Source organism: Amycolatopsis cynarae (genome assembly GCF_026802195.1).
GTDB lineage: Bacteria > Actinomycetota > Actinomycetes > Mycobacteriales > Pseudonocardiaceae > Amycolatopsis_E > Amycolatopsis_E rhizosphaerae.
Map to the genome: position 1 here is coordinate 655993 of NZ_CP113836.1, position 18628 is coordinate 674620.

Here is an 18628-nt window from a genome sequence, read left to right on the forward strand (position 1 = left end):
GACTGCGTTGATCGAACTGAAGACCGAGAACGAACTGGCCGTGCTGCGCGAGGCGGGCCGCGTCGTGGCGAGGGTACTGCGTGCCGTCCGTGAGGAGGCGAAGATCGGCATCAGCCTGCTCGACCTCGACCGGCTGGCCGCCGACCTGCTCGCCGATGCCGGGGCGAAATCCTCGTTCCTGCACTACCACCCGCATTTCGCCCCCAGCCCGTACCCGGCCGTGCTGTGCACGAGCGTCAACGACGCGGTGGTCCACGGCGTCCCGGCCGGATACCGGCTGGCCGACGGCGACCTGCTCAGCGTCGACTTCGGCGCGTCCGTCGACGGCTGGCACGGCGACGCCGCGATCTCGTTCGTGGTGGGCGAGGCCGATCCGGCCGATCTCGACCTGATCGCCACCACCGAACGGGCGCTCCGGGCCGGGATCGCGCAGGCCCGGCCCGGCAACCGGCTCGGCGACATCGGGCACGCGATCGGCGCAATCGGCCGCGGCGCGGGATACGGGCTGCTCGCCGACCACGGCGGGCACGGCGTGGGCCGGGCCATGCACGAGGCGCCGCACGTGCCCAACGAAGGACGCCCGGGCGAGGGCCTCCGGCTGCGGCCCGGGATGGTCCTCGCGATCGAACCCATGTTCCTCCGCGGCGGCAACGACGACTACCGGCACGGCGAAGACGGCTGGACACTGTACACAGTGGACGGAACGAGGGCGGCCCATTTCGAGCACACGATCGCGGTGACGGCCGACGGTCCCCGTATCCTCACCGAACTATGAGCATAGAAATCCGGCCCGGCAGCGAAAGCGATTACCCCACCGTCCTGAGTTGGTTCGACGAAGCGGTCGAATGGCTCGTCGCCCGCGGTAGCGACGGTCAGTGGGGAACCGAACCGTGGACGGGCAATCCCGAACGGGAGAAGCGGGTGCGCGAGTTCGTCGGCGGTGGCGGGCTCTACATCGGCGAGGCCGACGGCATTCCGGTCGGTGCCCTGGTGCTGGGTGAGCGGCTGCCGTACACGCCGCCCGTGGACGAACCGGAGCTGTACGTCGTGCTCCTGCTGACCTCCCGGCGCCGGAAGGGGCACGGGGTCGGATCGGAGCTGCTGGCCTTCGCCAAGGAGGAGGCCGGCAGGCGGGGCATCGGCCTGCTGCGGGTTGACTGCTGGTCCGGAGGCGACGGGAAACTCGTCGAGTACTACCGGAGCCAGGGTTTCACCCCCACGGTCGAAGTACCCGTGCGGGACACCACCGTCCAGGTGTTCGAGTACCGCCTCTGACCCGGTTAAGCTGGAGCCGCGGGCGCGAATCAGCGCGCCCGCGGAGTACTTCGGCGAGGGGGCGGCAACCGTGAACGTGACGTCCCCGGTCAGCCTGGCCGCGGCCGCGGCCAACGTCGTGGGCAAACTGCGCGGCGGGCTGGCGGATCTGCGTCCCGTCCCCCGGCTCCTGATCGACCAGGGCCCCCACCGGTCGGTCTACCGGATGCTCTCCGACGACGAGCCCGACGGTCCGCCGATCCTGCTGGTACCGCCGCTCGCCGCACCCGCGCTGTGCTTCGACCTGCGCCGCGGGTGCAGTCTCGCCGAGCACCTCGTCGCGGGCGGGCGGCGCACCTACCTGGTCGACTACGGCACCGTCGCGTTCTCCGACCGCAGGCTCGGCATCGAGCACTGGATCGACGAAGTGCTGCCGCGGACGATCGAGAAGGTCAGCGAGGACGCGGGCGGGCAACCGGTGCACCTCGTCGCCTGGTGCCTCGGCGGGCTGTTCTCGCTGCTCACCACCGCGGGGTGGCCGGGACTGCCGATCGCTTCGCTGGTCACCGTGGCCTCGCCCGTCGACTTCACCGCGATCCCGCTGGTCGCCCCGTTCCGGCCGCTGATCGAGGCCACGCGCGGGCATCTGCTCACCCCGTTCTACCGGCTGCTCGGCGGGGCGCCGTCGGTCGTCGTCGGGCGGGTGTTCTGGGCGACCGGGATCGACAAGGAGATCACCAAACCGCTGGCCATCCTGCGCAATCTCGACGACCGCGACTACCTCGCGCAGATCGAGGCCGTCGACCATTTCATGGACAACATGATCGCCTACCCCGGGCGGACCTTCGGGCAGATCTACCACCGGTTCTTCCGCGCCAACGATCTCGCCGAAGGCGCGGTCGCGGTCGACGGGCGGGTCGTTTCCCTGGCCGACGTGCGGGTGCCGACCCTGGTCATCGCCGGGGAGAACGACACCATCGCCCCGCGGCGCGCGGTGGAACGGCTGACCAGCCTGCTGGTGAACGCCCCGTCGGTCGGCTTCGAGACGGCCCCCGGCGGTCACCTCGGTGTGCTCACCGGCCGTCGCGCCCGCAGCACCACCTGGCACCACATCGACACCTTCCTCGACGGGCAAACCGGACTACACTCGCGGTAAATGCTCGGATCCTGGGGGAGGCTCCATGGGGCTGTGGATCGCGTTGGGCGTCGTCGTCGTGCTGGCTCTGCTCGCCGCTCTCGTCACCGATCTGCGGGATCGCAGCCGGGGCGGGGTGCGCAAGGTGCGGATGCCGTCGTGGACGGAGCGGCGCAGCAGGGGCCTGCTGATGGAGCAGCCGATCGCCTGGGACACCTCCGACGATCGCCTGAAAGCCGCGTGAACGCGAAGAAAGCGAGCACGCCAGGCGAAACCGGTGACGCCGTTTCAGATCAGGCGGCGGGTGAAACCCGCCGCCACCAGCCGCTCGTAGGAGGCCGCCACCTCGCCGGGCAACTCCTGCGGAATGGCGAATCCGCGCCGCGCGTATTCGGTGATCCGCTGGGTGTCGCCGACGAGCATCGAGATGACCCGGTCGCAGTCGCCGATGCTGTCGATGTAGTCGTCGATCGGCAGGGCGGCGGACGCGCAGGAGATTTCGAGGTCCGGCCAGAGCTTGCGGCAGGTCGCATAGGCGCGGCGCTGGTGGTACGGCCGGCACACCAGGATCGCCGAGCTCACCGCGATCCCGCGGGCCGCCAGCAGGCTCCTGGTCAGCGTGATGTTCTCCCCGGTGTTGCGTGCCCGGGATTCGACGAGGATCGCCTCGTCCGGCACCCCGAGCGAGAGCGCGTGCTCGCGGTAGTGAACGGCTTCACCACGGGGAAACCGGGCCAGGGTGGTGGGCGCGTTGGCCCCGGTGAACACGATCAGCGGAAACCGTCCTTCGCGGAACAGTTCCGCGGTGTGGGTGGCCACGCCCAGATCGTGCCCGCCCAGACCGATCCCGATGTCCGCGCGCCGCGGCGGATGCCCCAGATTGTGGTAGTGCCACAGGGTTTCCACGTCGGCGCGCAGATGCTCGGGGAGTGCGGTCGAGCGTTCGGCCATCGGGATGTCTCCGCTGCTGTCGGGGATGCCGGTTCCGGCCACCGTAACTCCGGAAGCGGGGCGGGGTGGGCCGGAAACCCCGAATCCGGCCCAGCCGGCGCTGGTTACTGCCCGAACAACCGGTAGGAACCGATCACCCGCATCGGCTCGGGAGACGGCGGCCCGGCCAGCCAACCCCTGAGGTCTTCCTGGAACTCACGGAAGGCGGGCAGGGCCGGGAGGGGGTTCTCGATCCCTTCCTCCACTTCGAGGAGCGCCACGAACGTCACGCCGTCGGGGAGCAGGCAGGACGCGTAGCGCACGCCTTCCACCCGTGCCTCCTCGATCGCCGAAAACATCTTCTGCGCACCTGCGATCACTTCGGCGACCTTGTCGGCCCGCACGGTGGATCGGACCATCAGCACGCTCATCGTTCTTCTCCTTCTATGCTCTTCCTCAGTGCTTCGTCACTGCACTGACGGAGCGGAGTGGGGGAAGGTAACAAGTGGCCGGGCAGGAATTTCTCGCCGAGCGTTTCGAGGAGCAGCGCGCCCGGTCGCGGGCGGTCGCCTACCGGATGCTCGGCTCGTTCGCGGAGGCCGACGACGCGGTGCAGGAGGCGTGGATCAAGCTCAGCCGTGCCGATGTCGGCGGCGTCGAGAACCTGGATGCCTGGTTGACCACGGTCGTCTCGCGGGTGTGCCTGGACTTCCTGCGGAGCCGGAAGTCGCGGCAGGAGGAGTCGCTGGAGGCGCGGCTGCCGGACCCGATCGTCGTCGAAGACGGTGATTCCTCGCTCGACCCCGAACACCAGGTGCTCGCCAACGATGCCGTCGGTCTCGCCCTGATGGTCGTGCTCGACACGCTGAACCCGGCCGAACGACTCACCTTCGTCCTGCACGACCTGTTCGCCGTCCCGTTCGACGCGATCGCGTCGATCCTGGACCGCTCCCTGGCCGCCACGAAGATGATGGCGAGCCGCGCCCGGCGGCGCGTCCAGTCCTCGGCCAAGCCGCCACAGGAAGACCTGCCGCGGCAACGCGAGGTCGTCAGCGCGTTCAGGGTGGCTTCCCGGGGCGGCGGCTTCGAGGCGCTCCTCGCGCTTCTCGATCCCGATGTCGTGCTGCGGGCCGATACGAGCGAGGGCCTGCGGACCCTGCGTGGGGCGGCGAACGTGGCTTCCCAGGCGCAGTTGTTCGGCCGGTCCGCGCCGGTGGCCCGTCCGGTGCTCGTCAACGGCTCGCCCGGCTTGGTGTCGATTGTGGACGGAAAGGTGCTGTCGGTGCTCGCGTTCACCGTCTCCGGTGGGCGGATCACCGAGATCCACGTGTTCGCCGACCCGGCCCGCCTTGCCGCGCTCGGGTTGGCCGCCTGACCCTGGGCACACCCGTTGATCACGCTCAGGCTGGTCCCAGTAGGTTGCCCGCATGTCTTCGGTACTTGTTGTCGGTTACGATCCGCGGGCGATACCGGGCGTTGACGGGGAGGCACTTCGCGCGGCTCTCGACCTGGAGTTGGGCCGGTTCGGCGAGCACGGCATCGACGCGGCCATGACACTGGTCGTGTTTGACGAGTCGGCCGAGTCCGCCCTCATCACGTCGTTGGCCGAGCGTCCGTGGGACGTGGTCGTCGTCGGTGGCGGCATTCGCAAGGCGGAGCAGTTGCTCCCGCTGTTCGAGCAGATCGTGAACCTGGTTCGCCGTCACGCCCCGCAGGCCGCCATCGCGTTCAACACCAGCGGTGGGGACAGCGTCGAAGCGGCACAGCGCTGGCTCTGAGGCGGCAAGTGGGTGGCCACCTTGAAGTCGAGCTGCTGCAGCCGCCGTTCGACACCTGACCCCGCAACCGCCGCCGGCGGCTGAACCGAAGGGGCCTGCCCTGAGCATCTGGCACCGATGGGAGATGAGCGAAAATGGTGGGGTGACGGGCTGGGTCAGGTGCGTGGCACGCCTGATCCATCTGAACGGGGGTGTGTGGTGTCGTGGAAGCCGCCCAGTGCGCTGCCGATGGAGAACCCTCGGCTTGAGCGGTATCGGCGCCGGGTCGGACGGGTCCGTGACGAACCGGGGCGTGAGGGCATGATCCTCGTGGAGCCCGAGGTTCGCTGGACGCAGGTGGGCGGTGCCCTGTGGTGGCGGCGCTGGTCGGCACCGCGCTACGCGGCTCACGTTTGGATGGTGCTGCCCTGGTTGGCGATTCCCCTCACCGACTTGATCATCGACGACGGCCTGGTGGACACCTTGGACGACTGGGACGCGGGCCGATTCACCTGGGCCGGGGAAGCCCTCGATGTGGAGTGGCTGAGTCCGCGGGAATCGAGAGAGCTGGTCGCCACCGAGTTCGGCCGGTGACGGCGCTGGCGGATCGCGGCGCGGAGGTCGTTCGTGCCACAGCGGCCCCCGACGGCCCCGGTACCACGTCTGTCGAGGTCGGCTCGTGGCACTCCCCGGGCACCTGGATCATCGAAGTGACGAAGTCGGGCGAGTCCACAAGTATCAAGGTGCGGGCCGGGCCTGGGTCGCGGTGGATGGCGCTTACACGGAAAACATGACAGAGCCGGCAGGAGTGCTACTCGTCCCACTCCACGTGGTAGCGAGCCCCGAGCGCATCCACCGCTCGGCGTCCCTTGACGGTGCCGATGTCCCACCAACTGAGTACGTCGGACTTCTCGCCGAACATCTGCCTGGGGGCGCTGATGAGCATGAGTTCAAGGTCGGTCTCTTGTACGATCCACCAATTGCGGGACTCGTCCCAGACGAGGAGGCGCCCGAGCGCACCGTGTACGTGCCACACCCAATCGGAGAAGTCTCTTCCGTCCGCGAGCGCTTCTGAAGGGACAACGACAGGAGCGAGCGGAATCCCGAAGACTCGCCGCGTCTCGGTTCCGTCCGAATGCGTGGTCATCCAGCCGTCTGTGGCTGGATGCTCGTCGACCCGGAGCGAGAAAACCCGCTGTGACTGCAGCATCCGCCATTCCGCATCATCAAGCGGCAACGTGCCGAGCACAATCCCTGTCTCGCGTAAGGTCACCACGGAACCAGGAACGGCGTCGGGCCATCCGCCCGACAGCACAAATGGGAGCTTGTCTTCGGCCGGTCTCGGCATGACCCAAGTGTCAACGCCTCACGTATTGCGCGGCAACCGAATTACGGGTCGAACCGCCCGGCTCTCCGCAGCAGGAGAGCCGGGCGGTTTCCCTTACACCACAACCTACTTCAGCTCGGCACTCGTCTTCCCGAGCACCCGGCGGGCCACGATCAACTGCTGGATCTGTTGTGTCCCTTCGAAGATGTCCAGGATCTTCGAGTCGCGGGCCCACTTCTCCAGCAGGGATTCCTCGCTGTAGCCGAAGGCACCGGCGAGTTCGACGCATTTCAGGGTGATGTCGACGACGGAGCGGCCCGCCTTTGCCTTGGCCATGGAGGCCTGCAGCGAGTTCGGCTTGCGGTTGTCGGCCATCCAGGCGGATTCCAGGGTGAGCAGGTAGGCGGCCTCGTAGTCCGCCTCCAGTTCCAGGTAGGCCGCGGCGGCCGCGTGCTGGTTGTTGGCGGGCTGGTCGTAGTCGACGGTGACACCGGCTTCGGCCAGGATGCGGCCGATCTCCTCCAAGGCGGCCCGCGCCAGGCCGACGGCCATCGCGGCGACGAGCGGCCGGGTGTTGTCGAAGGTCTGCATGACCCCGGCGAAACCCTTTTTGGTGTCGATGTCGGGGCTGCCGAGCAGGTTTTCCTTCGGCACCCGGCAGTTGTCGAAGCGCAGCACGGCGGTGTCGGAGGCGCGGATGCCGAGCTTGTGTTCCAGGCGTACCACCTCGAAGCCCGGCGTGCCCTTCTCCACCACGAACGATTTGATCGCGGCGCGGCCCTTGGACTTGTCCAGGGTGGCCCAGACGACCACGGCGTCGGCGCGCTGGCCGGAGGTGACGAAGATCTTCTCGCCGTTGAGGAGGTAGGAGTCGCCGTCCTCCACGGCGGTGGTGGTGATGGCGGCCGAGTCGGATCCGCAATCCGGTTCGGTGATCGCCATGGCGGCCCACAGCCTGCCGAACCGGGCGAGCTGCTCGTCGTTGGCGACGGAGGCGATGGCCGCGTTCCCGAGGCCCTGTCGCGGCATGGACAGCAGCAGCGCGACGTCGCCCCAGCACATCTCGATGGTGCCGAGCACGGTGCTCAGGTTGCCGCCGTTGCGGTTGCCCTTCGCCGGTTCCTTCTCGTTGCGCCGCACACCGGCCGCACCGGCACCGCCCTCACCCGAGGAGTTCAGGCCGTCGAGCACCGCGGCGAACATGTCCAATTCGGACGGATAGGCGTGCTCGGCGCGGTCGTACTTGCGCGAGATCGGGCGCAGCACCTGGGAGGCCGCCTGGTACGCCTGGTTGATCAGGGCGCCGGCCTTCTTCGGGGGCTCAAGATTGATCATGATGACCTTCCGGCTCAGAGGAGGACGACGCCTTCGGCGATGCCGATGGCGCGCAGGTCGCGGTACCAGCGTTCGACGGGGTGCTCCTTGGTGAAGCCGTGCCCGCCGAGCAACTGCACCCCGGCGCTGCCGATCCGCATTCCCTTGTCGGTGGCCAGTTTCCGGGCGAGCGCGACCTCGCGGGCGTACGGCTTGCCCTGCTCGGCACGCGAGGCCGCGCGCAGCATCACCAGGCGCAGGCCCTCCAGCTCGATCGCGATGTCCGCCACCGAGAACGCGACGGCCTGCCGGTGGCTGATCGGTTCGCCGAACGCGGTGCGGTCGTTGACGTAGGGCACCACGTAGTCCAGTACGGCCTTCGCGGTGCCCGCGGCCAGCGCCGCCCAACCCAGCCGCGACAGCCGCACGGCTTCGGTGAACACCTCCGGCGAGCCGCCGCCGAGCAGCGCGCCCGCGGGCAGCTTCACCTTCTCCAGGTGCAGCTTGCCGGTGGCCGCGCCGCGCAGTCCCATCGCGGGTTCGGCCTCGACGGTCACTCCCGTCGTGGCGGATTCGATGAGGAACAGCGCCGGGCCGCGTCCTTCCAGGTCCGCCGACACGACGAACAGTTCCGCCTGCGCCGCGCGCGGGACCAGGGACTTCACGCCGTCGAGCTGGTAGCCCGACGGGGTGCGGCGGGCCTTGGTCGCGGGCTTGAACGGGTCGAACAGCGGCCTGGCCTCCTGCAGGGCGAAGGCCGCGGCGGGCACGTCGTCGCCCACGAAGGCCGGCAGGTAGTCGGCCTGCTGCTGCGCGTCGCCCCACAGCACGAGCGCGGTGCTGACCGCGGAGGGCGCGAGGACGGCGACGGCGAGTCCGAGATCGCCGTGCGCGAGCGCTTCGGCGATGAGCGCGTTGGTGACCACGGACCGTTCCGAGCCTGCGCCGCCCAGTTCCTCGGGGATGCCGATGAGGCCGACGCCGAGTTCGGCGACCCGGGTGAGCAGCCCGTCGGGCGGAGCCAGCTTCGCGTCGGCCTCCGCGGCGGCGGGACGCAGTTGCTCGGCCGCGAACTCGCTCACCGTCTCCACGATCAGCTGCTGGTCTTCGCCCGGGGTGACGTCGAACAGGCCCGAGTCGCCGGGTGGGGCGAGGCGGGCGGGCTTCCCGAGCCGCCGCGCCGAGGCGAAGGTCCGGCTCGCCGCGCCCGCGGCGCGGAAGCCGGTCCTGGTCGCCGACGACAGCAGGTTCTGCACGGGCTGGCGCAGCCCCGCGCGGTCCAGCGTCCTACTGCCCGCGAGACGGGTGAGCGCGGCCAGGCCGACGCCCATGACGTCGCGTTTCCGCCGCGGTGTTCCGTTGAGCGCTGCCACGTCGCACTCCCCTCAAACCGTTACCTACTCGCGAGTAGGTTAGCACGGGTCAGGAGGTGGTGCCGAGGAGCTTCGCGCGCAGGGGGCCGAACCGGAGACGTTCGAAGGTCACCACACCCAGGCAGGCGGCCAGTATCACGGCCAGTGCCGCCGCGGCGGGCATCAGGCCCAGCAGCGGGGTCGCCGCCAGCAGGAGCGCCGCGGAGACCAGCCGTTGGACGTTCCAGCGACCCAGGTTCCGCCTGCGGATGGCGGACAGCGTCCCGAGATACAGCGCGGTTCCGCCGGTCAACGCCCACAACGGCATTCCGTGCAGCGGATCCCGCAACAGGTGGTGCGCGGTGTCGGCCACGTGAAACAGCACCTTCTTGAGGCCCAGCGCGACCAGCATGACGCCCGCGATCAGCGGCAGGTGGAGATAGGTGTAGGTGTCGGTGGCCAGCTTGGCCCGCTCCGCGCCCTGTGCCGCGGCGAGACGGTGCTCCGACGAATGCGCCACCACATCGAAGTACAGCCACCACAGGCTCACTGCGACGCCGAGCCCGCAGAGGGCGGTGACCACGATGGGCCAGGTCATCGGGAGGTGGGAGATGCCGATTCCGATCGAGACGATCGACTCGCCCAGCGCGATCATCACGATCAGCCCGAAGCGCTCCGCGAAGTGGCCGGGCGCGCTGATCCGCCAGCCCTTGGAGCCGCTGAGGTAGACGCCGGTGTAATCGACCGCGAGGCCGAGTACCCACAGCCCCAGCTGCACGGCTCCCGAAGTGAACGCGCCCACCGCGAGCACCGCCGTGCCGGCCAGCATCGACGGGGCCACCTGGACGAGTACGCGCCGCAGGGCCGGGTCGGCACGGGCGGCCTCGTAGTAGGCGAGCAGGTGAAGCACGCGTACCAGCAGATAGCAGCCGAGGAACAGCAGTGGCGTGAACAGCCCGCCCGGCGCGTCGGTGAACGCTTCGGGAATGGCCAGTGACACCACGAACATCGCGGCCATCGCGGCCAGCATCGCGAACCGTGCGACACCGCGGTCGGCGTGCACGGTGTTGCCCAGCCAGGTGTAGCTGCACCAGCACCACCACAGCACGGCCAGCATGGCCAGGCCCTGGCCCAGACCGAGCAGGGTGGGATTGTCGGACATGAGCTGGGTCGTCTGGGTGATCGCGTAGACGAAGACGAGGTCGAAGAACAGTTCCAGGGTGGTGACCCGGTGCTGCTCGTCTTCGGTCACCAGATGCAGGAGTCGCTCGGCGGGCATGTGTGCATCTTGCCCCGAAAGATCATCGGTGGAGGTCGAGAACCGCCTTGAGCAGGATGACGAGTTCGCGCGGCAGGTTCGGCCGCGCGTTCACGCGCCGCGTGCGGGCGAGGTCGTTGGCGATGGTGAGCGCCGCGTGCACGGTGATCCTGGCTTCGCGCGCGTTGAGTCCGGGATGGGCGGCCATCAGCAGGTTCACCCACTGCGCCACGTAGTCCCGCTGGATCCGCACCAGCTCCGCGCGATCGGCCTCGGCGAGGTTGACCCCGTCGATCGAGAACGACACCACCAGCTCCACGGAGCCGGTGAGGACGTGCACGTACGACTCCACCAGCCGCCCGAGCGCCTCCGCCTCGTCGCTGCTGGTGCGCAGCACCCGCTCGACGTCCAGCGCCAGCCGGTCGGCGGCGCGGCGGCCGATCGCGTAGATCAGACTCGCCTTGCTGGGGAAGTGCCGGTAGACGCTGGGACCGGCGATCCCGGCCGCGGCACCGATGTCCTCCATGCTCACCGCGTGGAAGCCGCGGCTGCGGAACAGTTCGGCGGCGGCGGACAGCAGCTGCTCGCGGCGGCTCGGGGAGCCGATCCCGGTCTCGGCGGGAGCGGGCCCCGTCCCGGTCTCCTGGGGCAGGTCCGCGTGCAGCACGCGCTTGGCCAGCTCGACCAGGAGCGGGACGAACCGGCGTTTCGCCACCGCCGTCCGGTGCACGGAGACGCTGCCGAACACGCTCAGCGCGGCCCAGCACAGCAGTTCGGCGTCGGCGGCGGTCAGCCCGGGCCGCACTTCCAGCAGCACCTTCGCCCACGCGGCCAGGATGGTGCCCGATCGCTTCCCGATCTCGCGCTGGTCCTCGGGCGACAGGTGCCTGCCTTCCCAGCGCCACAGCGCGGCGACGTCGCGGCGCTCCACCGAGGCCGAGGCGATCCGGCTGAGCAGCTCGTCGACCTGCTCACCGCTCGGGCTCCCGAGCGTGGACAGCGCGGCGGTGGTCTCGGCTTCCATGTCGCGCACCGAGGACAGCAGCACGTAGGAAAGCACGGCCTGCTTGTCGGCGAAATGCCGGTACAGGGCGGGCCCGGTGATGCCGGCGGCGGCCGCGATGTCGTTGATGCCCACCCCGTGGTAGCCGCGGGCGCGGAACAGCTCGGCCGCCACGGCGGCCAGCTGGTGGCGGCGCTCGCCGGGTCGGCGACTTCGGGAGGGCTGCATAGTGAGCCTACTCTAGCGCTGGTGAATCGACATGCAACCGGTTGACACCAGGGCAGATACCGGGATTATGTTAGTGAGGATTAGCTTCACCCAGAGTCATCTGAGCGCAACTGAGGAAGGGCCGTCGGTGTGAGCAACGAGGCATACATCTACGAGGCGATCCGCACGCCTCGTGGCAAGAACAAGGGCGGGTCCCTGCACGGGACCAAGCCGATCGACCTGGTGGTCGGTCTGATCAACGAGCTCAAGGCGCGTCACCCGGGCCTGGACCCGGCGCTGGTCCACGACATCATCCTGGGCGTGGTGTCCCCGGTCGGGGACCAGGGCGCGGACATCGCGCGCGGCGCGGCCATCGCGGCGGGCCTGCCCGACACGGTCGCCGGGGTGCAGCTCAACCGCTTCTGCTCGTCCGGGCTTGAGGCGGTCAACCAGGCGGCGGCGCGGGTTCGCTCCGGCTGGGAGAACCTGATCATCGCCGGTGGTGTCGAGTCGATGTCGCGCGTGCCGATGGGGGCCGACGGCGGGGCGATGTTCACCGACCCGGCCACCAACTACGACTCCTACTTCGTGCCGCAGGGCATCGGTGCCGACCTGATCGCCACCATCGAGGGCTTCTCCCGCGAGGACGTGGACCGCTTCGCGGTGCGCTCGCAGGAACGGGCCGAGGCGGCCTGGTCCGGCGGCTACTTCGCCAAGTCCGTGGTGCCGGTGAAGGACATCAACGGCGTCACGATCCTCGACCACGACGAGCACCGCCGCCCCGGCACCACCGTGGAGGACCTGGCGAAGCTGAAGCCCGCCTTCGAGGGCATCGGCGAGTTCGGCGGTTTCGACGCCGTCGCGCTGCAGAAGTACCACTCGGTCGAGAAGATCAACCACGTGCACACCGGCGGCAACTCGTCCGGCATCGTGGACGGTGCCGCGCTGGTGCTGATCGGCAACGAGCAGGTCGGCAAGGACCTCGGACTGACCCCGCGGGCCCGCATCGTCGCGGCCGCGATCACCGGTGCCGACCCGACGATCATGCTGACCGGCCCGACGCCGGCCACCCAGAAGGTGCTCGACATCGCCGGGCTGACCACCGACGACATCGACCTGTTCGAGCTCAACGAGGCCTTCGCCTCGGTGGTGCTGAAGTGGATGAAGGACCTCAAGCTGCCGGACGAGAAGGTCAACGTCAACGGTGGCGCGATCGCCATGGGCCACCCGCTCGGTGCCACCGGCGCGATGATCCTCGGCACCATGGTGGACGAGCTGGAGCGCCGGCAGGCCCGGCGCGCGCTGCTGTCGCTGTGCATCGGTGGCGGCATGGGTATCGGCACGATCATCGAGCGGGTGTGAGGAAAGACCAATGACCGAGACCAAGACCATCCGCTGGGAGTCCGACGCCGACGGCATCGTCGTGCTCACGCTGGACGACCCGAAGCAGTCGGCCAACACCATGAACGCCGACTTCCGCGAGTCCTTCGGGCAGATCGTGGACCGGCTGGAGTCCGAAAAGGACTCGATCACCGGTGTCGTGCTCACCTCCGCCAAGAAGACCTTCTTCGCGGGCGGTGACCTCAACGACCTGATCCAGGCGACGCCGGAGCACGCCGAGGAGATCACCAAGAGCACCAACGAGATGAAGTCGCAGCTTCGCCGTCTGGAGAAGCTGGGCAAGCCGGTGGTGTCGGCGATCAACGGCGCCGCGCTGGGCGGCGGCCTGGAGATCGCGCTGGCCACGCACCACCGCATCGTCGCCGACGTCCCGGGCACCGTGATCGGCCTGCCCGAGGTGACCCTGGGCCTGCTGCCCGGTGGTGGCGGCGTCGCCAGGACCGTGCGCCTGCTCGGCATCCAGAGCGCGGTGCTGAACGTGCTCGTGCAGGGCCAGCGGCACAAGCCCGCCAAGGCGCTGGAGCTGGGCCTCGTGCACGAGGTGGTGTCCAGTGTGGACGAGCTGCTGCCGAAGGCCAAGGAGTGGATCAAGGCCAACCCCGAGGCCGCGCAGCCGTGGGACGTCAAGGGCTACAAGATCCCCGGTGGCACCCCGTCCAGCCCGGCGTTCGCGGCGAACCTGCCCGCGTTCCCGGCGAACCTGCGCAAGCAGCTCAAGGGTGCCCCGATGCCCGCGCCGCGGGCCATCCTGGCCGCCGCGGTCGAGGGCGCGCAGGTCGACATCGACACCGCGACGCTGATCGAGACGCGGTACTTCGTCAGCCTGGTCACCGGCCAGGTCGCGAAGAACATGACGAAGGCGTTCTTCTTCGACCTGCAGCACATCAACTCGGGCGGCTCGCGTCCCACCGGCTACGAGAAGTTCAAGGCCACCAAGGTCGGTGTGCTCGGTGCGGGCATGATGGGCGCGGCGATCGCGTACGTCAGCGCCAAGGCCGGCATCGACGTGGTGCTCAAGGACGTCTCGCAGGAGAACGCCGAAAGGGGCAAGGGCTACGCGGTCAAGATCGAGGAGAAGGCCCTCTCCCGCGGCAAGACCACGAAGGAGAAGTCGGACGCGCTGCTCGCGCGGATCAAGCCGACCGCCGACCCCGAGGACTTCAAGGGCGTCGACTTCGTGATCGAAGCGGTGTTCGAGAGCCAGGAACTCAAGCACAAGGTGTTCAGCGAGATCGAGCACATCGTCAACCCGGACGCGGTGCTGGGCTCCAACACCTCGACCCTGCCGATCACCGGCCTGGCCGAGGGCGTCAAGCGGCAGGAAGACTTCATCGGCATCCACTTCTTCTCGCCGGTGGACAAGATGCCGCTGGTGGAGATCATCCGCGGGGAGAAGACCTCCGACGCCACGCTGGCGAAGGTCTTCGACTACACCCTGCAGATCCGCAAGACGCCGATCGTCGTCAACGACAGCCGCGGCTTCTTCACCTCGCGCGTCATCGGGACCTTCATCAACGAGGCCATCGCCGCCGTCGGTGAGGGTGTCGAGCCCGCCTCGATCGAGCAGGCCGGTGCGCAGGCCGGGTACCCGGCCCCGCCGCTGCAGCTGATGGACGAGCTGACCCTGACCCTGCCGCGCAAGATCCGGCAGGAGACCCGGGCGGCGGTCGAGGCCGCCGGTGGCGAGTGGAAGACGCACGCCTCCGAGGCGGTCATCGACCGGATGATCGACGAGTTCGACCGCAAGGGCCGTTCCTCGGGTGCGGGCTTCTACGAGTACGTCGACGGCAAGCGGTCCCGGATCTGGCCGGGCCTGCGGGAGGCGTTCAACTCGGGCAGCGCTTCGGTTCCGTTCAAGGACCTGCAGGAGCGGATGCTGTTCGCCGAGGCGCTGGAAACCGTGAAGTGCTTCGACGAGGGCGTGCTCACCTCGGTGCAGGACGCCAACATCGGGTCGATCTTCGGCATCGGTTTCCCGGCGTGGACCGGCGGTGTCATCCAGTACATCAACCAGTACGAGGGTGGCCTGGCCGGGTTCGTGGCCCGTGCCCGCGAGCTGGCGGAGCGCTACGGTGACCACTTCACCCCGCCCGCTTCGCTGGTCGCGAAGGCCGAAGCCGGCGAAATCTACGAATAACCCCCGGCGCCGATAGGGCCGCGATAGGGCCGTGAGGGATCCCCTCACGGCCCTATTTGCCGTGAGGGTCTCCGGCAAAGTCCGGTCCGCTCGCCGGTGCTTGAGTCCCAGGCTGGGGCCGGGGCGGGATGCCCTGAAGGTCGCCTTCAGGGCCATCAACGCCCTCAAGGCCACCTTGAGGGCACGCCCCTGGTCCCGGAAGTGCCGTTCCCCGGTCGAAGGACTGCCGTGAGGGGTCCCCTCACAGTCGTATGCGCTGTGAGGGGGCCCTCACAGCGTTACAGCAGCGGCGGCACGATCGCGTCGATCAGGTGCGGGCCGGGCTCGGCCAGGGCCCGCGAGAACTGCTCTGCCAGTTCTTCGGCCGTGGTCGCGCGGCTCGCCGGAACGCCCATGCCTTCGGCGATCTTCACGAAGTCGAGGTCCGGCCGGGACAGGTCGAGCAGGGCGTTCGCCTTCGGCCCCGAACCTTCCGCGCCGACCCGCTGCAGTTCCATCCGCAGGATCGCGTAGGCCCGGTTGTTCAGCAGGACCGTGGTGACGTCGAGGTTCTCCCGCGCCTGGGTCCACAGTGCCGAGATCGTGTACAGCGCGCTGCCGTCGGCCTGCAGTGCGATCACCGGCCGGTCCGGGGCGGCGACGGCGGCACCGGTGGCGACCGGCAGGCCCTGCCCGATCGCGCCCCCGGTCAGTGTCAGCACGTCGTGCCGGGGCGCCCCCACGGTCGCCGCGGGCAGCAGCAGACCGGAGGTGTTGGCCTCGTCGGAGATGATCGCGTTCTCCGGCAGCAGGGCGCCGATCACCTCCACCCAGTTCTGCGCGGTCAGCGGGCCGGTGGGCAGTGCGGGCCGCTGCGGCTGCTGGAGCACCGGCTCGGTGTCCGCCGCGACCTCCGCGGCGAGCGCTTCGAGCGCGCCCGTGACGTCCTCTCCGAGTTCGGCGAGCACGTGCACCTGCGCACCCTCGGGCACCAGTTCGCTCGCCTTGCCCGGATAGGCGAAGAAGGACACCGGTGCCTTGGCCCCGGCCAGTACCAGGTGCCTGATCCCGTTCAACTGGTAGGTGGCCTGCTCGGCCAGGTACCCGAGCCGCTCGAAGGCGGGCAGACCAGCGCCGCGTTCCAACCGGGCGGGGAAGGTCTCGATCAGCGTCTTGGCGCCGGTGGCGGTCACGATCCGGCTGAGCGCGAGCAGTCCGGCCTCGCGGCAGGCGGGGCCTCCGGCCAGCACCGCCACCGGTTCGCCGGTGCGCAGGATCTCGGCGACGGCCTTCACCGTCGTCGCCGCGACCGGGCGGGGGGCGCGTGGCGGGATCGGCGCGACCGGCACGCCTCCGTCGTTCCACGACAGGTCCGCGGGCAGGATCAGCGTCGCCACCCGGCCCGGGGCGTCCTGCGCCGCCGCGACCGCCGCCGCCGCGTCCGCGCCGAGGTCCGCGGTGCTGTCGCAGCGGCGCACCCAGCCGGTCAGGGAACCGGCCACGGCCTCGATATCGGATTCCAGCGGGGCGTCGTACTGCTTGTGGTAGGTCGCGTGGTCGCCCACCACGTTGACGATCGGCGTGTGCGCGCGGCGCGCGTTGTGCAGGTTCGCCAGGCCGTTGCCGAGGCCGGGGCCCAGGTGCAGGAGGGTGGCCGCCGGTTTTCCGGCGATCCGCGCGTACCCGTCGGCCGCGCCCGTCACCACGCCTTCGAACAGGCCCAGCACGCCCCGCATCTCGGGCACCGAGTCGAGCGCGGCGACGAAATGCATCTCGGAGGTGCCGGGATTGCCGAAGCACACTTCGACCCCGGCTTCGGCCAGGGTGCGGATCAGCGACTGCGCGCCGTTCATTTCGCTCCTAGAGATTGATCTGGTGGTGGCCGGCCTGACCGGTCTCCTCAGTCGAACAGGACGCCCGGGTTGAGGATGCCGGCCGGATCGAAGGCCTGCTTGAGGCGGCGCAGGAGGGCGAGCTTCGCCGGGTCCTCCAGTGCGAGGAAATGGTCCTTTTTGGCCTGTCCGATGCCGTGTTCGCCGGAGATCGCGCCTCCGGCCGCCATGCCGGCGGCGAAGATTTCGTGCAGCAGACGGTGCCGCTTGTCCGGATCGGGGCAGAAGACGCCCAGATGCACGTTGCCGTCCCCGGCGTGCCCGCAGCCGACCACGCCGGCTCCGGCGGCGGTGGCCAGTTCCCTGGCCCTGGCGAGGAAACCGGGCATCTCGGACCGTGGCACCACCACGTCGATGACGTCGTCGGCGCCCGCGGCCTTCGCGGTCCAGAACGCCTTCTCCCGCGCTTCGATGAGCTTGCGGGCCGAGCCGCCGTCGAGCACGTAGACGTCGGTCGCGCCGAGTTCGCCGAGGAGCTCACCGGCCCGCTCGACGTCCCCGTCGAGACGTTCACCGTCCCGGTTTTCCAGTCCCACCACCAGATAGGCCTGCGTGCGGTCGCGGATCTCGTCGGGCACGCCGAGGGAGAGCTGCTCGGTGTAGGTGATCGCGGCCATGGTCAGGTTGTCGATGTACTCGAGGATGTTCGGCGTGAGCCCGGCGGCGAGGATGCGCGGCACCGCCCGCATCACCTCGTCGAGGTCGGTGAACGGGGCGAGCAGGGTGGCGGCGTGGGCCAGCCTCGGGTGGAGTTTGACGGTCACCTCGGTCACCAGCGCGAGGGTGCCCTCCGAGCCGATGATCAGCTGGGTGAGGTCGTAGCCGCTGGAGATCTTGGCGTTCTTCCCGCCGGTGCGGATGATTTCGCCGCTGGGGAGCACCGCTTCGAGGCCGAGGACGTTGTTGCGGGTGACGCCGTACTTCACCGCGCGCATCCCGCCCGCGTTGGTGCCGACGTTGCCGCCGACGCTGGCGCTGAGCTCTCCGGGATAGACGGTGTAGGCGAGGCCGGTCTCGGCGGTGCGCTCGTCCAGTTCGGCCAGGGTGACCCCGGGCTGCACCACGGCGACCTGGTTCGCGGTGTCGATTTCGAGGACGGCGTTCATCCGCTCGAAGGAGATCAGCAAGCCGTCTTCGCGCGGGCGGGCCGCCCCGGACAGGCCGCTGCCCGAGCCGCGCGCGGTGACCGGAACGCCGAGTTCGGTCGCGGTGGACAGGAGTGCGGCGACTTCGGCCGTGGTGCCGGGTTTGGCCACCGAGGCCGGTTTGCGCGGCGGACAGGTGAGGCATTCGTCGTGACCGTAGTCCTCGTTCACCTCGGTGCCGCTGAGCAGGTTCGCGGTGCCGACGATCTCGGCGAACCGTGCCGTGACCTCCGGCATGACCTCGGCCATGACGTGCCACCCGCCTCTCTGGTGCCTGCGCTTGCCCTCGTCGGCAGCGTAGTACGGCACCTTACCTGGCGGATTATGAAGATGTTTCACGTATCGGGGAAGGTCCCCGCACGGCGAGCGGGGCCGGTCCGCGCCAACGTACCGGCCCCGCCCTACCGCTTCAGGCTGTGCGCACCGATCAGACCAGCCAGCCCACGAAGTGGGCGAGCGACGCCAGGACGTTCGTCAGAATGTCGTGGCAGTAGTGGAAGTGCGTGGCAAACGCCTGCATGTGAGGGGCTCCTTAAC

Annotated in this window: 18 protein-coding genes; 9 read left to right on the forward strand and 9 right to left on the reverse strand. The window is 69.4% G+C overall.

The window, feature by feature from the left end; translation table 11 throughout:
* Nucleotides 1-7 precede the first annotated feature (7 nt).
* The 4 genes from map to ORV05_RS03135 all read left to right on the forward strand — a co-directional run bounded on the left by map (nucleotide 8) and on the right by ORV05_RS03135 (nucleotide 2633).
* The gene (gene map, locus ORV05_RS03120) at nucleotides 8-775 is read left to right on the forward strand and encodes a type I methionyl aminopeptidase (RefSeq protein ID WP_268756943.1); all 768 of its coding nucleotides are present in this window, start codon (nucleotides 8-10) and stop codon (nucleotides 773-775) included.
* On the forward strand, nucleotides 772-1275 hold the full coding sequence (locus ORV05_RS03125; protein WP_268756944.1) for a GNAT family N-acetyltransferase: 504 nt from the start codon (nucleotides 772-774) through the stop codon (nucleotides 1273-1275). The genes map and ORV05_RS03125 overlap by 4 nt, the downstream gene beginning before the upstream one ends.
* Nucleotides 1276-1351: 76 nt before the next feature.
* Nucleotides 1352-2410 carry an alpha/beta fold hydrolase gene (locus tag ORV05_RS03130; RefSeq protein ID WP_268759671.1) on the forward strand — a complete coding sequence of 353 codons (1059 nt, stop codon included), beginning with the start codon at nucleotides 1352-1354 and terminating at the stop codon, nucleotides 2408-2410.
* A gap of 25 nt (nucleotides 2411-2435) precedes the next feature.
* Complete coding sequence (locus ORV05_RS03135; protein ID WP_268756945.1) at nucleotides 2436-2633, forward strand: hypothetical protein; 198 nt, start codon at nucleotides 2436-2438, stop codon at nucleotides 2631-2633.
* Nucleotides 2634-2677: 44 nt separating this feature from the next.
* On the opposite strand, the gene ORV05_RS03140 is transcribed toward ORV05_RS03135, so the two are convergent.
* Nucleotides 2678-3340: a YdcF family protein gene (locus tag ORV05_RS03140; protein WP_268759672.1), complete on the reverse strand. Its 663-nt coding sequence runs from the start codon at nucleotides 3338-3340 to the stop codon at nucleotides 2678-2680.
* A 104-nt stretch (nucleotides 3341-3444) separates the two neighbouring features.
* Nucleotides 3445-3750 (reverse strand): hypothetical protein, encoded by a 306-nt coding sequence (locus tag ORV05_RS03145; protein ID WP_268756946.1) that lies wholly within the window; start codon nucleotides 3748-3750, stop codon nucleotides 3445-3447.
* 74 nt (nucleotides 3751-3824) lie between these two features.
* Between ORV05_RS03145 and ORV05_RS03150 the strand changes: the two genes are divergently transcribed.
* The 3 genes from ORV05_RS03150 to ORV05_RS03160 all read left to right on the forward strand — a co-directional run bounded on the left by ORV05_RS03150 (nucleotide 3825) and on the right by ORV05_RS03160 (nucleotide 5670).
* Nucleotides 3825-4694 (forward strand): sigma-70 family RNA polymerase sigma factor, encoded by an 870-nt coding sequence (locus tag ORV05_RS03150; RefSeq protein WP_268756947.1) that lies wholly within the window; start codon nucleotides 3825-3827, stop codon nucleotides 4692-4694.
* A 52-nt stretch (nucleotides 4695-4746) separates the two neighbouring features.
* The gene (locus ORV05_RS03155; RefSeq protein WP_268756948.1) at nucleotides 4747-5097 is read left to right on the forward strand and encodes a hypothetical protein; all 351 of its coding nucleotides are present in this window, start codon (nucleotides 4747-4749) and stop codon (nucleotides 5095-5097) included.
* A 300-nt stretch (nucleotides 5098-5397) separates the two neighbouring features.
* A complete protein-coding gene (locus ORV05_RS03160) occupies nucleotides 5398-5670 on the forward strand; it encodes a hypothetical protein (protein ID WP_268756949.1) in 273 nt (90 codons plus the stop codon).
* 217 nt (nucleotides 5671-5887) lie between these two features.
* Here ORV05_RS03160 and ORV05_RS03165 read toward each other — a convergent pair whose 3' ends face one another.
* The 5 genes from ORV05_RS03165 to ORV05_RS03185 all read right to left on the reverse strand — a co-directional run bounded on the left by ORV05_RS03165 (nucleotide 5888) and on the right by ORV05_RS03185 (nucleotide 11558).
* Nucleotides 5888-6424 carry a hypothetical protein gene (locus ORV05_RS03165; RefSeq protein WP_268756950.1) on the reverse strand — a complete coding sequence of 179 codons (537 nt, stop codon included), beginning with the start codon at nucleotides 6422-6424 and terminating at the stop codon, nucleotides 5888-5890.
* Between the two features lie 105 nt (nucleotides 6425-6529).
* On the reverse strand, nucleotides 6530-7738 hold the full coding sequence (locus tag ORV05_RS03170; RefSeq protein ID WP_268756951.1) for an acyl-CoA dehydrogenase family protein: 1209 nt from the start codon (nucleotides 7736-7738) through the stop codon (nucleotides 6530-6532).
* Nucleotides 7739-7752: 14 nt separating this feature from the next.
* Nucleotides 7753-9048 carry an acyl-CoA dehydrogenase family protein gene (locus tag ORV05_RS03175; RefSeq protein ID WP_268759673.1) on the reverse strand — a complete coding sequence of 432 codons (1296 nt, stop codon included), beginning with the start codon at nucleotides 9046-9048 and terminating at the stop codon, nucleotides 7753-7755.
* A gap of 91 nt (nucleotides 9049-9139) precedes the next feature.
* Nucleotides 9140-10348: a low temperature requirement protein A gene (locus tag ORV05_RS03180; RefSeq protein WP_268756952.1), complete on the reverse strand. Its 1209-nt coding sequence runs from the start codon at nucleotides 10346-10348 to the stop codon at nucleotides 9140-9142.
* A gap of 22 nt (nucleotides 10349-10370) precedes the next feature.
* Nucleotides 10371-11558: a TetR/AcrR family transcriptional regulator gene (locus ORV05_RS03185; protein ID WP_268756953.1), complete on the reverse strand. Its 1188-nt coding sequence runs from the start codon at nucleotides 11556-11558 to the stop codon at nucleotides 10371-10373.
* 129 nt (nucleotides 11559-11687) lie between these two features.
* Between ORV05_RS03185 and ORV05_RS03190 the strand changes: the two genes are divergently transcribed.
* A complete protein-coding gene (locus ORV05_RS03190) occupies nucleotides 11688-12899 on the forward strand; it encodes an acetyl-CoA C-acetyltransferase (protein WP_268756954.1) in 1212 nt (403 codons plus the stop codon).
* 10 nt (nucleotides 12900-12909) lie between these two features.
* Complete coding sequence (locus ORV05_RS03195) at nucleotides 12910-15075, forward strand: 3-hydroxyacyl-CoA dehydrogenase NAD-binding domain-containing protein (RefSeq protein ID WP_268756955.1); 2166 nt, start codon at nucleotides 12910-12912, stop codon at nucleotides 15073-15075.
* A gap of 278 nt (nucleotides 15076-15353) precedes the next feature.
* Here ORV05_RS03195 and ORV05_RS03200 read toward each other — a convergent pair whose 3' ends face one another.
* Entirely contained in the window at nucleotides 15354-16907 is a 1554-nt protein-coding gene (locus tag ORV05_RS03200; protein ID WP_268756956.1) for an acetolactate synthase large subunit, read from the reverse strand.
* A 47-nt stretch (nucleotides 16908-16954) separates the two neighbouring features.
* Nucleotides 16955-18328, reverse strand: a complete 1374-nt coding sequence (locus ORV05_RS03205) for an FAD-binding oxidoreductase (protein ID WP_268759674.1) — start codon at nucleotides 18326-18328, stop codon at nucleotides 16955-16957.
* Nucleotides 18329-18628 lie beyond the last annotated feature (300 nt).

Excerpts from the sequence above, each read along its gene's own strand:
- ORV05_RS03125 (WP_268756944.1), top strand. The coding sequence starts at position 772 with ATGAGCATAGAAATCCGGCCCGGCAGCGAAAGCGATTACCCCACCGTC.
- ORV05_RS03135 (WP_268756945.1), top strand. The coding sequence starts at position 2,436 with ATGGGGCTGTGGATCGCGTTGGGCGTCGTCGTCGTGCTGGCTCTGCTC.
- ORV05_RS03140 (WP_268759672.1), bottom strand. The coding sequence starts at position 3,340 with ATGGCCGAACGCTCGACCGCACTCCCCGAGCATCTGCGCGCCGACGTG.
- ORV05_RS03145 (WP_268756946.1), bottom strand. The coding sequence starts at position 3,750 with ATGAGCGTGCTGATGGTCCGATCCACCGTGCGGGCCGACAAGGTCGCC.
- ORV05_RS03155 (WP_268756948.1), top strand. The coding sequence starts at position 4,747 with ATGTCTTCGGTACTTGTTGTCGGTTACGATCCGCGGGCGATACCGGGC.
- ORV05_RS03160 (WP_268756949.1), top strand. The coding sequence starts at position 5,398 with ATGATCCTCGTGGAGCCCGAGGTTCGCTGGACGCAGGTGGGCGGTGCC.
- ORV05_RS03165 (WP_268756950.1), bottom strand. The coding sequence starts at position 6,424 with ATGCCGAGACCGGCCGAAGACAAGCTCCCATTTGTGCTGTCGGGCGGA.
- ORV05_RS03170 (WP_268756951.1), bottom strand. The coding sequence starts at position 7,738 with ATGATCAATCTTGAGCCCCCGAAGAAGGCCGGCGCCCTGATCAACCAG.
- ORV05_RS03175 (WP_268759673.1), bottom strand. The coding sequence starts at position 9,048 with ATGGGCGTCGGCCTGGCCGCGCTCACCCGTCTCGCGGGCAGTAGGACG.
- ORV05_RS03180 (WP_268756952.1), bottom strand. The coding sequence starts at position 10,348 with ATGCCCGCCGAGCGACTCCTGCATCTGGTGACCGAAGACGAGCAGCAC.
- ORV05_RS03185 (WP_268756953.1), bottom strand. The coding sequence starts at position 11,558 with ATGCAGCCCTCCCGAAGTCGCCGACCCGGCGAGCGCCGCCACCAGCTG.
- ORV05_RS03195 (WP_268756955.1), top strand. The coding sequence starts at position 12,910 with ATGACCGAGACCAAGACCATCCGCTGGGAGTCCGACGCCGACGGCATC.
- ORV05_RS03200 (WP_268756956.1), bottom strand. The coding sequence starts at position 16,907 with ATGAACGGCGCGCAGTCGCTGATCCGCACCCTGGCCGAAGCCGGGGTC.
- ORV05_RS03205 (WP_268759674.1), bottom strand. The coding sequence starts at position 18,328 with ATGCCGGAGGTCACGGCACGGTTCGCCGAGATCGTCGGCACCGCGAAC.